The sequence below is a fragment of the Rhodoligotrophos defluvii genome (assembly GCF_005281615.1).
In the GTDB taxonomy this organism is placed as follows: Bacteria; Pseudomonadota; Alphaproteobacteria; order Rhizobiales; family Im1; genus Rhodoligotrophos; species Rhodoligotrophos defluvii.
In genome coordinates, this window is sequence record NZ_SZZM01000006.1 from 85,494 (window position 1) to 98,319 (window position 12,826).

The following is a 12,826-nucleotide window of genomic DNA, read 5'->3' on the forward strand; positions in this document are numbered from 1 at the left end:
AGGCGCCTATGCGAGCCAGCGCTTGCGCCTTCGGTAATGTTTCACGGCGTGATAATTCACGCGACCGGCGCCGCCCAAATAGAATTCCTGAACGTCGGGATTTTCCTTCAAGGTCGCAGCGCGATCGTGCATCACGATGCGTCCGTTCTCGATCAGATAAGCCTCGTCGACGATGTCCAAGGCTGCCGTCGCATTCTGCTCCACCAGCAGGAGACCCATTTTCTTTTCCCGGTTGATGCGGCTGATCGTTGCGAAGATCTCGTCCACCAGATAGGGTGCAAGGCCGAGGCTCGGTTCATCCAGCATCAGTAGCCTGGGCTCGGTCATCAGCGCACGGCCAATTGCCAGCATTTGCTGCTCGCCGCCTGAGAGATAGCCCGCCCGCGTTTGGGCGCGCTCTGCCAGACGCGGGAAGAAGCTGAACACCATGTCCTTGAGCTCCGCCGCCTTTTGCGCGCCGCGATGCATCGAGGCCGCAGCGATAAGATTTTCGGCCGGGGTCAGATGACCGAAAACGCGGCGTCCCTCCAGCACCTGCACGATGCCGCACCGAACACGCTGTGCTGCCGTAAGCTCTCCGATGTCCTGTCCCCTGAATCGCACCCGTCCGCGGGTGACTTCGCCGCGTTCTGGCTTGAGCAGGCCGGAAATGGCCTTGAGCGTCGTGCTTTTGCCGGCACCGTTCGCCCCCAGCAGTGCAACCGCGCCTCCCTCGGAAACCCTTAGCGAAACGCCTTTGATCGCGAGGAAGACGCGGTCGTAAACAACCTCGATATTCTCAAGCTCCAGCATGACGGCTCAGTTCCCGGACGCCTTGAACTCTTGCGCAGTTTTGCGAACGAGCTCCCACACAAGATCCTGAGAGGCGGCATACCAATCCGTCTTCGGCACCCATCTGGTGCCATCCCACTGGCAAATCCGGCCTTTGCCGCCGCCCTGATGATCCCGCGCGCTTATGGTGACCGGGGGCATCAGCCCCTGTGCATCGAAATTGGCGATGCTTTCCAGGCCGGCCTTGAGCTGCGGCCCCGCGAGCTTGCCGGGTGCCTTCTCCAGCGCGTGGCGAATGCCTTCCACAACCAGCGCCGCGCCGGCGACACCGATATTGTAATAGGATGATCCTACCTTCTCGGCGGGGCCGGCACTCTTGCCTTTCGCTACGACTTCGTTCTCGATGGCCTGAATGATCGGCAAGTCCTTGCCATAGGCCACGCCCTCAAAGCGCAGCACACCCTTCGCGGCCTCCCGGCCGGCAATTTCGGTGTCGACTTCCGAGAGCCAGGCATTCGACACCAGGCGGTCAAGCTTGATTCCGTTGCGGATGGCTTCGCGCAGAGAGACGGTCTGGCCGACGCCCGCTCCCCAAATGATGGTCCAATCGGGCCGAACTCGGCGGACCGAGGTCCAGGTCGCGGACTGCTCGTTCCCCGGCGAGGGATAATGAAAGATGCTGAGCTCAAATCCCTCTTTGTCGGCCAATGCTTGGAAGATCGGGAGGGGCTCCCGGCCGAATGGCGAGTCGATTCCGACAAAGGCGATCTTCTTTCCTTTCAGATCACCATTCTCTTGATCGGCAATGTATTTCACAATACTCGCCGCCTGCGACCAGTAGAGCGGGCTCATCGGGAAAATGAAGGGGAAGGTCTCGCCATCCGCTGCATCGGACCGGCCATGCATGATGGTCATCATGTTGACCTGATCCTTGAGGGCCCGTGGCACGACCGCGCGCGACACGGGCGTCGACAGGAAGTCGACCAGCACCACACCGTCGTTCTTCATACGCTCATAGGCTTCGATTCCGCGCTGGGGTTGGTTGGCGGTATCGACAACGTCCACCTGCAGCGTGTAGCCGTCGATGCCGCCGCGCTCATTGATCAGGGTGAAGTAGTCGCGTTGACCCTGGTTGTAATCAGAGGTGACGAAAGTGTAGACGGCCGTGAAATCCTGGGCCAGGCCGATCTTGACCACCTTGTCGTCCGCTTGCGCCATACCCGCGGTGATCGCGAGCGCTGCTGCCGCAAGTAGCCTTGATACAGTTCTCATGTGGATCTCCCTCCATTTTATTCTTCATTCGCGCCGAGAACCTCAGCGCTGAACATTGCGAAATGGCCATGCCAGGAAATACTTGCGGACATTGTCGTAGACCTTCGCGAGCCCCAAGGGCTCGAGCAGCAGGAAACCAACGATCAAGCCGCCATAGAGGATGAGCGGAATGAGGGCCACGATTTCCGAGGGCAGCGACAGGTCGAGCCATCGGACCGCCAGCACGACGAGATTGTTCAGCACAATGGGCGCGAGGAGGACGAGCCCCGCCCCAAGGAAGCTGCCCAGCACGGAGCCCATGCCGCCTACGATCACCATGGCCACGGCTTGGATCGACACGTCGAGGTGAAACTGCTCCGGGGTCACTGCGCGGTAGTAGCAAAAGGCCAGGATCGCGCCCGACACGCCGCCGAGAAAGGACGATACCCAAAAGGCCGCCAGCTTGTAGTAGAAGGCATTCACACCAATAATCGCCGCCGCGAAGTCCTTCTCGCGTACGGCCACCAGTGCCCGCCCGAAGCTGGTGCGTTCCACATTCAGCATGAACGCGGTCACCAGAATGCAGATGGCGAGAGCGGTCCAGTAGTACCCCGCCTCCGATACGACCGGCAGACCGAGTAGCCGGATAGTGGGGGTCTGCAAGGTCGCCTGGCTGCCGCCGCTGATGGCGGGCACATGCGAAATCACCCAGTCGATCATGTACTGCATCGCCAGGGTGGAGACAGCGAGATAGAGCCCCTTCACGCGCAGGGCTGCTGCGCCAAAGACAAGACCGATGAGGGCCGAGAGCAGCCCGGCGCCGAGCAAGGCGAGTTCGAAAGGCAGCCCGGCGCGCACCAGATGAATGGCGCCATAGGCACCGATGGCCATCACCGCGGCAAAGCCCAGGTGGATCTGACCTGCCCAGCCCATCAGCAAGTTGAGAGACAGCGCGGCTGTCGCCCAGATGATCCAAGGCAGCAGATAACTGCCGAGATAAAGCGACGGCAGAACGTAAGGCGCCGCAACCGCCAGGACTATGATGACGGCCACAAGCGATCGGTCGAACGGCACGGGCCAGAGCTGAGCGTCGGCCGCGTAAGAGACAGGCTTGATGCCGGACAAGCGATAGAACATGGCTCAAACCCGCTCAATGTCTTCGCGGCCGAAGAGGCCGTGTGGTCGCAAGATGACGGTGAGCAGGATCACCAGCGAGGCCACCACGTCGCGCGTGCCGCCACCCACATGAGGGTCGAGAAAGGCGGGCACCACGCTTTCCAGCACACCAATGATCACGCCGGCGATGAGCACGCCGGGAATGCTGTCCAACCCGCCCAGTATCGCGATGGCCAGCGCCTTGATCAGCAGCAGCGATAGCGTCCAGTCCACCCCCTGCACGGAACCCCACAGGATCCCGCCAAACGCGGCCGCTACGCCAGCCAGCCCCCACGACAGGCCGATCGCTCGCTCGACGAAAATACCCACCGACCACGAGGCCATCTGGTCATCCGAGACCGCGCGCAGCACCGTGCCGAGGCGCGTGCCGAAGAACATGATCGACAGGAGCACCAGACCGAGGGCGACTGCGCCGGAAACCAAATAGGCGGTATTGATGAGCACCGGACCCACAATGATCGGAGCTTGCGGGATGCCGAGATCCAGCCGCTTGATCGCAGTGCCGAATATTGCCGGTGCCAAACCGCGCAGCAGGATTTCCAGACCCAGGGTGAGCATCACCACCATGATCACGGGCTGACCGACCATCGGCCGAAGCGCCACGCGCTCAATGCCAGTGCCGAAGAAGAACATGATCGCCAGGCTGAGGGGGATGGCTAACCACAGCGGCATCCCGGCCAGCACCAGCAGCGCCCAGGCGACATAGGCGCCGACCATGGCCATTGCGCCCTGGGCCAAGTTGGCTATGCCGGAGGACTTGAAGATCAGCACGATGCCCAACGCGATGAGGGCATACATCAGGCCAATGAGGATGCCGTTGGCCGAGAGTTCGAGCAGAAAGGCAATATCCATCGGCATCACCCCTATGCGACGGTAAAGATGCGCAGCCGGCGTTTCAGCACGCCGATTGTGCCGTTCTCGTAGCCGATGCGGGTCTCGTGCTCGACCGTATCCCCAGGCTCGTACAGGGCCTGAACGACCGGCGCGTAGCGCTCCTCGATCACATTGCGGCGCAGTTTCCGCGTACGCGTGACCTCGCCGTCGTCCGGATCGAATTCCTTCGGCAGGTTGACGAACCGCTTGATGGCCAAAGCCGGTGGCAGCTGCTGGTTGAGCTTGCGGATGACGTCGGCGATCAGCTCGTAAACCCGCGGTTCCTGCGACAGCTCGGCATAGGAGGTGTAGGCGATGCCGTTCTGTTCGGCCCAATGGCCGACAGCGGCCTTATCGATGCAGATGAGCGCGGTCAGGACGTTGCGACCCGCGCCGATCACCGCGGCTTCCCCTACGTATGGGCTGAACTTCAAGCGGTTTTCGATGGACGTGGGAACATATCTCGCCCCGGCCGCCGTGACCATCATGTCGCTCACCCGGCCGAGCACGACCAGGTCGCCATCGCCATCGAGATAGCCCGCGTCGCCCGTATGCAGCCAGCCGCCAGCCAGGGCTGCGACGGTCGCCGACTCGTCGCCGAGATAGCCGTCGAAGACGCTATCGGCGCGCACCAGGATCTCGCCGCTCTCGGCGATCTTGACTTCGACGCCCGGCAGAGGGCGGCCCACGGTCTCAAGCTTGACGCAACCGTCGGCCTGTGCGGCCGTCAGCGCGGCATTCTCCGTCTGCCCGTAGAACTGCCTAAGATCGAGACCGAGACCGCGAAAGAATAAAAAGGTGTCTTCGCCGATCGCTTCGCCAGCGGTATAGGGCCGCCGCACCCGCGCCAGACCGAGCCGGTCGCGAAGCGGACTATAGATCAGCCATTCTCCGATCTGGCGCATGATCCGACGGCTCAAAGCCGGCTTGCGCCCCTGCAGCCTCTCGCGCTCCATGGCGATGGCCAGCGGCATGAAATAGTTGAACAGGCGCCGCTTCAAGCGGGTCGATTCCGCCATGCCGACCTGAACATGGGTCAGCAAGCTGTCCCATGCGCGCGGCGAGGCGAAAAACACCGTTGGCGCCACTTCCCGCAGGTTGGCCAGCATCAGGTCCTGACGCTCGGGGATGTTGACACAGAACCGAAGGGCGATGCCCGCGGCGACCGAGAACACGAAGTCGCCGACCCAGGCCATGGGCAGATAGGCCATTACTTCGTCGCGCAGCTGGAAGTAGTGTGCCGCCTCCGCGTTGCGCACCGCCGCGATCACCCGTCGGTGCTGCAGGGCAATGCCCTTCGGCTTGCCCGTGGTGCCTGAGGAATGCAGCAGCACGGCCACGTCGCTGGGCAGAGGCCGTTGGAGCAGCGCGGCGCGAAGACCTGGCTCCGCCTTCAGGCGTTCGGCACCCTTGGCGATTACCTCGTCCCATGCGAGGAGACCTGGGTCTGGATAGCCTCGCAGGCCGCGCGGATCGTCATAGACGATTATATCTGGCTTGCCGGTGGCGGCCCGCAGCTCCAGCAGCTTGTCGACCTGCTCCTGGTCTTCGGCGAGAGCAAAGCGCGCTCGGCAATTCTCCGCAAACAGCCGGATCTCCTCGGAGGGCAGGTCGGAGAAGACGGGTGTCGCCACGCCACGCAACAGCTCTGCGCCGATTATCCCGAAATAGAGCCGGGGCCGGTTATCCCCAATCACCAGCAAGCCTTCGCCGGCCTCGAAGCCCAAGGCCTCCAGTCCTGCGGCGAAACCGAGCGCTGCCTCGAGATAGTCGGTCCAGGTGAATTCCCGCCAAATGCCGCGATCGCGCTCGCGCATTGCCACTTCCCGCGGATGAAGCTTGGCGTTCTGGGCGAGGAGGTACACCAGAGTGGGTCCATCCAAGCCGGCATTGGCGCGGGGCACGGCCGCGGGATCAGGCGCGGCTGTGCGAATGCATCGCTCAAGCCGCATGGCGCGCCCTGCTCCCGAGATAGGCCGCAATAACGCCGGGATCGGCCAAGGCGTCGGCAGGCCTGCCCTCAGCAATCTTCTCGCCGTAGGACAGCACGGTCATCCGGTCACAAATCGCCGAGACCACATCCATATGGTGCTCGATCAGCAGCACGGTCAGATCGCGCTCCTGCCGCGCGTCCAAGATGAACCGGGCCATGTACTCCTTCTCCTCCTGGTTCATGCCCGCCATGGGCTCGTCCAGGATCAGCAGACGTGGCTCCGCGGCCAGGGCGCGCGCCAGCTCGATGCGCTTCTGCAGGCCCAACGGCACCGTTTCGACCGGTTCCTTGCGGACATCCTGCAACTGGAGGAAATCGATCACCTCCTCGACGATGGCGCGCTCGCGCAGCTCATGGCGCCTTGCCCCCCACCAGTACAGAAAGCTGCCGACGGCGGTGGGCCGCATGTGGATGTGTCGGCCCATCATGATGTTGTCGAGCACGCTCATCCCGCGGAACAGCGCCAGGTTCTGAAAGGTGCGGGCAATGCCGAGGCCAGCGATGCGATAAGGCTTGCGGGCGGTGATGTCTTCACCCTCGAACAGGATGCGCCCCTCCTGCGGCGGGTAGAAGCCGGTAACGACATTGACCATGGTGGTCTTGCCGCTGCCATTCGGGCCGACGAGGCCGTGGATCTCGCCTCGCTCAATGGCCATGGACACGTGCTTCAGCGCCACCAGCCCGCCAAATCTGCGCAGGATGCTTTGGCACTCGAGACTGTGTGCGGCCGTATTCATTATCCGTCCTCCCCAACGCGATTCTCGTTATGTGTCGCACCGCGGCTCGCGTTCGGTCGCAGTACCTGGCTCGGCCACCGGGTTGTTGGGTGACCTAGGCCGTCTTCTTCGATGTGCGCCCCAGCCGTGCTTCAACCGCCTCGCGCATGAGAAACTTCTGCACCTTGCCGGTCACGGTCATGGGAAATGCGTCCACGAACTCCACGTAGCGCGGGATTTTCTCGTGAGATATTTGCCCGGCGCAGAACGCGCGAACCTCTTCCGCGGTGAGGTGCTCGCCGGGACGAACCCGGATCCAGGCACAAAGCTCTTCGCCATAGAAATCATCGGCCACCCCGAAGACATGCACGTCCTCGATCTTGGGGTGTCGATGCAAGAACTCCTCGATCTCGCGCGGGTAGAGATTGATGCCCCCGCGGATGACCATGTCCTTGATGCGCCCGACGATATTGCAGTAGCCGGCCTCATCGATGGTCGCGAGATCACCGGTATGCATCCAGCCGTCCGCATCGAGAACCTCCGCGGTCTTCTCCGGCTCGCCCCAATAGCCGCGCATCACGCTGTAGCCGCGGGTGCACAATTCTCCGGTCGTGCAGCGCGGCACGATGTTGCCGCTGGGGTCGACGACTTTGGCCTCGACATAGGCCTGGACCCGGCCGACCGTGGCAACCCTGCGCTCCAAGGGATCATCAATCGCGCTCTGAAAGCTGCATGGGCTCATCTCCGTCATGCCGTAGCAGATGGTGACGTCGCGCATGTGCATCTGCTCCACCACCTGGCGCATGGTCTCGATGGGGCACGGAGCGCCCGCCATGATGCCGGTGCGCAGCGATGACAGATCGAAACGCGAAAACTCGGGATGGCTGAGCTCGGCGATGAACATGGTCGGCACGCCACAGAGCGCCGTGCATTTCTCCTGCTCGACGGTTGCCAAGGTGGCGAGCGGGTCGAACCCCTCCCCGGGATAGACCATCGCGGCGCCGTGGGTCAGGGCAGCCAGGTTGCCCAGCACCATGCCGAAGCAGTGATAGAGCGGGACGGGAATGCAGATCCTGTCGTCCGGCCCCAAGGCCATCCTGCGGCCCACGAAATACCCGTTGTTGAGTATGCCGTGGTGGGTGAGGGTCACGCCTTTCGGCGCGCCCGTGGTGCCGCTTGTGAACTGGATATTGATCGCGTCGTCGAACCGCAGGCTCGCCGACACAGCGATCAGTTCCTCCCGACCTGCTTCATTGCCAACCCGCAGAACCTCCTCGAATGGTATCGCGCCCGGATGCGCTGGCCCGCCCACCTGGATGACGAGACGCAGATCCGGCAAGCGGGCAGCCTTGAGCCGTCCGGGCTCGGCGTCCCGCAGTTCCGGCGCCAGCTCGCCGAGCATCTCCATATAGCGGCTGGACTTGAAGGCCGTCGCCGTAACCAGCGCAGAGCAGCCGACCTTGGTGAGGGCATGTTCCAGCTCGCTCAGCCGGTAGGCTGGGTTGATGGTGACCAGGATGAGCCCTGCCCTTGCAGCCGCAAACTGAGCAAGGGTCCATTCCGGGCGGTTCGGCGCCCAGATGCCAATGCGCTCGCCGCGCCTCAGGCCGAGCGCGAGCAATCCCGCCGCCAATGCATCCACGCGATCGGCGAATTCCCGCCAGCTCCACCGCACACCGTGGCTGGGCGAAACCAAAGCGTCCCGGCTGGGCCAGAGCGTGGCGCCCCGTTCGAGGCATTGCCCTATGGTCAGCCCGAGCAACGGGGCATCGGCAATGCCGCTGACATAGCTGGCCGAGGTTTCGATCTCCACATCTGCTCGCTGTGTTGGAATGAGCTGTTGCATCGGAATTTCGGCGTCTTGCGGGTTTCTGTTCGGCTATGACCGTCCATTCGGCTCAGGATGCGTCCCGTAGCGCAGGGCGTTCTCCCGTCCGTTCTGCGGCGGAGCAATCGGACGATATCTTGCGCCGCATCTGGTCGTCGAAATCAGCGAGAGAGGGAAACTTGAGCGGTGCCAGGCGATCCACGCTCAACAGATAGTCGTGGTAGGCGCTGAGGATGCACCTGCGCTCCTCATCGGTGACATAGGGCACGTGCCAGGCCGCGAAGGGCGGCAGAACCGACATGCCGACATAGCCCAAGGTGCCGCGCAGGAGGTGGCTGAACATGGCCTCGAAGGAGCCATGTACCGCATCGGATCCGAACATGTGCTCGCGGCTGCCAATGGTGGCGGCAACCAGCGCCTTTTTGCCGACGAGCCCGCCGCGGTCATAAAACCGCGTGCCGCCATAGGCGAGCCCGGAGAGCAGGACCCTGTCGATCCAGCCCTTCATGATTGCGGGCACCGAGAACCAGAACACCGGAAAGCTCAGGATCAACAGATCCGCCTCGAGCAGCTTTTCGACCTCCTGCCTGATGTCGGCGGCGAGCGTTCCCGTCTCGTAGCCGTGGCGCTGCTCGAGCGCATAGACGATGTAGTCGGCACGCTTGGGGCTGCCGAAATCGGCTTTCTTCGCAATGGGATCGAACTGCATCTCGTACAGATCGGAAACCATCACCTCGTGACCACAGCCCGTCAGCGTGTCGATTGCCTGATCTCTCATCGCCGCGGTGAAGGATTTCGGCTCGTAATGAGCGTGGATGAGAAGCACTTTCATGGGACGGCCTCGATCGCTTGCGCAAATACCGGACGCCGTCTGTTCAAGAAGGCGCCGACGCCTTCCGAGAAGTCCTGATGGCCGGCACATTCAACGAAGCCGTCCTCCTCCGCCGCCAGCTGCTGCAGCAGAGACATTTCGGGGGATCGGCGAAGGAGGCGCTTCGTCACGCGATTGGCTGTGCCACTGTTGGCGGCGATTTTCTCCGCGATGCGCAGGGTCTCAGCCTCGAGCGCCTCATCGGGAACGACCCAGTTGACGAGACCGATCTGCCGCGCCTCATCCGCTGCGAAGCTGTCGCGCACCAGCAGCAGCTCCGCAGCGCGCTTGGCGCCGACAGCGCGTGGCAGGAAGAAAGTGGCGCCGCCGTCAGGCGATACTCCCAGCCCCTTATAGGCGAAGGCCAGCTTGGTTGATTGCGCAGCGATCACCAGATCACAGGCCGCAACGAGAGACAGGCCCGCACCGGCCGCCGCGCCATGGATGCTTGCCAGCACCGGCTGCGGCGCCCGGGCAAGTGCCTCAATGAAGGCGTGAAACCCGGATATGATCTCGCGCGCGAAGGGTTGGACCTGGCCCAGGTTATCAGCGAACGCACGGACGTCACCGCCTGCCATGAAGGCATTGCCGGCGCCGCGCAGGACGAGGACACGCGCGCTGCTATCGTCGCAGATGCTGTGGGCGAGGATGCGCATCTCCCGGGCCATCGCCAAGTCGATGCCGTTCATCGCCTCCGGACGGTTGAAGGTGATGCTGGTGATGCCGCGGCTGCTTTCGCGCCGGATGCGGGGCTGAGCCATCCTATCCACCCTCACGTTTGGCCAAAAGGGATGCGAGCGCGCTCGATGATGGCATGCTTGTCCACGCCTGCGGGGAGCGTTCCGAACGCCTGGCCCCAATGGCCGGCGAGCCGCGTTGCGCAGAATGCGTCCGCCACCGCAGGGGGCGCGTAGCGCAGGAGCAAGCTGGCCTGAATGGCGCATGCCATCGTTTCAACTGTGCGGCGCATGGTCGTCTCCAGGCCTGCTGGATTGGCCAACTCATGCTTCAGGGTGTCGACAGTGCGGTCGAGATGCGTGTTCGCGCCGCGTGCTTGTTCGATCTCATCGATCAGCACGCCAACGGTTTCCGGCTCGCGTTGCATGGCGCGCAGCACGTCGAGGCAGATCACGTTGCCCGTGCCTTCCCAGATGCTGTTGAGCGGTGCTTCGCGGTAGAGGCGCTCCATCAGGTGGTCGGCGATGAAACCGTTGCCCCCGTGGCATTCCATAGCTTCCGCCACATGCATGCTGGCGCGTTTGCTCGCCCAGTATTTTGCGACAGGGGTCAGAATGCGCGAGAGCAGTCCCTCAGCCGGATCTGCTTCGGCCCGGTCGAACGCGAGCGCCGCGCGCATCGCCATCCACATCATGGCCTCGCTCTCCAGCGCGAGGTCCGCAAGCACGCTGTTCATGATCGGCTGATCGATCAATGCGCGCTGGAATGCACGGCGGCCGGTCGTATGGTGGATGGCCTGGCTGAGCGCCTGCCGCATCAGGCCGGCGGAGCCAATGGCGATGTCCAGCCGGGTGAGGTGAGCCATCTCGATGATGGTCCGGATGCCGCGGCCTTCCTCGCCGAGCATGGTGGCTTCGAGATCGTAGAACTCTACTTCGCTGCTCGCGTTGGACCGGTTGCCGCATTTCTCCTTGAGCCGCTGGATCTTGAGGCGGTTGCGCCGGCCGTCCGGCAGCCAGCCGGTGGCAAGGAAGCAGGACAGCCCCTTCTCGGTATGAGCAAGGGTCAGGAACAGATCGCTCATGGGCACCGAGAAAAACCACTTGTGCCCGGTGATGAGATATGGGGCGCCGCGGCCGCGCCGGGACGTCGCCGGCCGAGCGGTGGTGCTGTTTGCACGCAAGTCGGAGCCGCCCTGTTTCTCCGTCATCGCCATGCCAACCGTCACGGCAGGCTTGTGCTTGGCATAGATCGCACGCGGATCATAAGCTGGACGATTGATGAGCGGCTCCCATTCGGCAAGAACCGTGGGCTCGTGCCGCAGCGCTGCAATCGAAGCGAAATTCATCAGCATCGGGCAGCAGATGCCGTTCTCGCCCTGGTTCCACAGATAGCTCAGGCCCGCGCGCGCCACGTGCGCTCCCGCCCGAGCGTTCGTCCAGGCGAGGGAGTGAGTTTCTCCGCCATAAATCAGCGCCATGAGCTCGTGATAGGCCGGGTGAAACTCGACGATATCGAGCCGATTGCCGAAGCGATCATGGGTGCGCAGCTCCGGCAGATGGCGGTTCGCCTCTCGGGCGAGCAGCTGGATTCTCTCGCTGCCGATGAGGGCTCCGGTTTGCTTGAGGCGATCCTCTGCCCAATCGGCGCCGAACACGCGCATGGCCTGGACCAGCGGCACGTCGTCGGAATAAGCATTGTATCCCGCAAGCGGCGTGGGCTGGTTGAAGACCTCATGTGTGGCATAGCCCGACGTCCGCTCATCCAAGACAGTGGCAAGGCTGGTCACGGTTTCATTTCCTCCGGGAAGCGTGTATCACCGCGACGCTCGGCGTGAGGGGAAGCATGCGCTGCTGAAGCTGCTTCCAATCGGGCCGTCGCGGGGTAATTCGTCGCGCCGTTGTTTGTATGCTATTCAAACAACTATGCCGGCGTCAATTGCTTTTTTGTATGCCATTTAAACAAAGACGGAGTGACGGTTGAGCACGCTCAGCAACAGGGACGACGACGGGGAGCCCCGCAAGCGGAGCAGGACCCGCGCGACGCGAACGGCCGGTCAGCGCAAGCGCTCGCACCTGCTCGATGTGGCCAGCGCGCTCTTCAAGGCCCAAGGCCTCAACGGTGTGACCATCACAGCGATTGCTGACGCGGCAGACGCTTTCCCGAGCCAGATCACCTATTATTTCCACACCAAGGAAGCGCTGTTTGTCGAGGCGGCTTGCCGTGACATGCTGCACATCGCCGAGAGCGCCGAGCTTGCCGCCGCGCGCGCCCGGACGCCCGCAACCTACATGAAAGCGCTGGTGGATAGTGTGCTGCAGGCCGACGGCTTGGCGTTCTTCGTCGAGGCGCTCGTGCTCGCGCGGCAGAGAACTGATCTTGCCGCCCAGGTTGCCCGTACGATTGAAAGATTGCATGTGGATGGCGCGCGCGCTTTCGCAGGGGAGGTCGCACGCCGCGGCTGGCGCCCCCTTGCGGCACCCGAGCTCATGTCGCGGAAGTTCTGGGCCATTGCGCTGGGCGTCGCGCTGGAAGGCCAGGCATTGGGCAAAGCCGGGGCAGAGATGGCGGCGGACATGGTCGAACTGCTCGGCGCCATGGCGGAGACATCGAGCTGAAACCCGAGATGTCGTCCCCGGTCTGGTGCGGCCGGGTTGATCCTGCCTGCC

At 63.2% G+C, this 12,826-nt stretch carries 11 protein-coding genes; 1 reads left to right on the top strand and 10 read right to left on the bottom strand.

The features are described 5' to 3' along the window. Window positions 1–6: 6 nt before the first annotated feature. The 10 genes from E4P09_RS21465 to E4P09_RS21510 all read right to left on the bottom strand — a co-directional run bounded on the left by E4P09_RS21465 (window position 7) and on the right by E4P09_RS21510 (window position 11,946). The gene (locus E4P09_RS21465; RefSeq protein WP_137391695.1) at window positions 7–792 is read right to left on the bottom strand and encodes an ABC transporter ATP-binding protein; all 786 of its coding nucleotides are present in this window, start codon (window positions 790–792) and stop codon (window positions 7–9) included. A 6-nt stretch (window positions 793–798) separates the two neighbouring features. Then, the gene (locus E4P09_RS21470) at window positions 799–1,968 is read right to left on the bottom strand and encodes an ABC transporter substrate-binding protein (RefSeq protein WP_239025303.1); all 1,170 of its coding nucleotides are present in this window, start codon (window positions 1,966–1,968) and stop codon (window positions 799–801) included. Between the two features lie 117 nt (window positions 1,969–2,085). Further along, a complete protein-coding gene (locus E4P09_RS21475; RefSeq protein ID WP_137391697.1) occupies window positions 2,086–3,159 on the bottom strand; it encodes a branched-chain amino acid ABC transporter permease in 1,074 nt (357 codons plus the stop codon). A 3-nt stretch (window positions 3,160–3,162) separates the two neighbouring features. Next, the gene (locus E4P09_RS21480; RefSeq protein WP_137391698.1) at window positions 3,163–4,050 is read right to left on the bottom strand and encodes a branched-chain amino acid ABC transporter permease; all 888 of its coding nucleotides are present in this window, start codon (window positions 4,048–4,050) and stop codon (window positions 3,163–3,165) included. A gap of 11 nt (window positions 4,051–4,061) precedes the next feature. Further along, window positions 4,062–6,023, bottom strand: coding sequence for an AMP-dependent synthetase/ligase (locus E4P09_RS21485; protein WP_137391699.1), 1,962 nt, complete (start codon window positions 6,021–6,023; stop codon window positions 4,062–4,064). Further along, the gene (locus E4P09_RS21490) at window positions 6,013–6,801 is read right to left on the bottom strand and encodes an ABC transporter ATP-binding protein (RefSeq protein ID WP_137391700.1); all 789 of its coding nucleotides are present in this window, start codon (window positions 6,799–6,801) and stop codon (window positions 6,013–6,015) included. Before E4P09_RS21490 ends, E4P09_RS21485 begins: the two co-directional genes overlap by 11 nt. A gap of 94 nt (window positions 6,802–6,895) precedes the next feature. Continuing rightward, entirely contained in the window at window positions 6,896–8,593 is a 1,698-nt protein-coding gene (locus E4P09_RS21495) for an AMP-binding protein (RefSeq protein WP_239025304.1), read from the bottom strand. Between the two features lie 85 nt (window positions 8,594–8,678). Further along, a complete protein-coding gene (locus tag E4P09_RS21500; protein WP_137391702.1) occupies window positions 8,679–9,440 on the bottom strand; it encodes an NAD(P)H-dependent oxidoreductase in 762 nt (253 codons plus the stop codon). Beyond that, entirely contained in the window at window positions 9,437–10,240 is an 804-nt protein-coding gene (locus E4P09_RS21505; RefSeq protein WP_137391703.1) for an enoyl-CoA hydratase/isomerase family protein, read from the bottom strand. The genes E4P09_RS21500 and E4P09_RS21505 overlap by 4 nt, the downstream gene beginning before the upstream one ends. Before the next feature lie 11 nt (window positions 10,241–10,251). Next, window positions 10,252–11,946, bottom strand: a complete 1,695-nt coding sequence (locus E4P09_RS21510; RefSeq protein ID WP_239025305.1) for an acyl-CoA dehydrogenase family protein — start codon at window positions 11,944–11,946, stop codon at window positions 10,252–10,254. Between the two features lie 190 nt (window positions 11,947–12,136). Here E4P09_RS21510 and E4P09_RS21515 point away from each other — a divergent pair, with 190 nt between their 5' ends. Continuing rightward, window positions 12,137–12,775: a TetR/AcrR family transcriptional regulator C-terminal domain-containing protein gene (locus tag E4P09_RS21515; protein ID WP_137391704.1), complete on the top strand. Its 639-nt coding sequence runs from the start codon at window positions 12,137–12,139 to the stop codon at window positions 12,773–12,775. The last annotated feature ends 51 nt before the right edge of the window (window positions 12,776–12,826 follow it).

Coding starts and splice junctions, on each gene's coding strand:
- E4P09_RS21465 (WP_137391695.1), bottom strand. CDS start 792: ATGCTGGAGCTTGAGAATATCGAGGTTGTTTACGACCGCGTCTTCCTC.
- E4P09_RS21475 (WP_137391697.1), bottom strand. CDS start 3,159: ATGTTCTATCGCTTGTCCGGCATCAAGCCTGTCTCTTACGCGGCCGAC.
- E4P09_RS21480 (WP_137391698.1), bottom strand. CDS start 4,050: ATGGATATTGCCTTTCTGCTCGAACTCTCGGCCAACGGCATCCTCATT.
- E4P09_RS21485 (WP_137391699.1), bottom strand. CDS start 6,023: ATGCGGCTTGAGCGATGCATTCGCACAGCCGCGCCTGATCCCGCGGCC.
- E4P09_RS21490 (WP_137391700.1), bottom strand. CDS start 6,801: ATGAATACGGCCGCACACAGTCTCGAGTGCCAAAGCATCCTGCGCAGA.
- E4P09_RS21500 (WP_137391702.1), bottom strand. CDS start 9,440: ATGAAAGTGCTTCTCATCCACGCTCATTACGAGCCGAAATCCTTCACC.
- E4P09_RS21505 (WP_137391703.1), bottom strand. CDS start 10,240: ATGGCTCAGCCCCGCATCCGGCGCGAAAGCAGCCGCGGCATCACCAGC.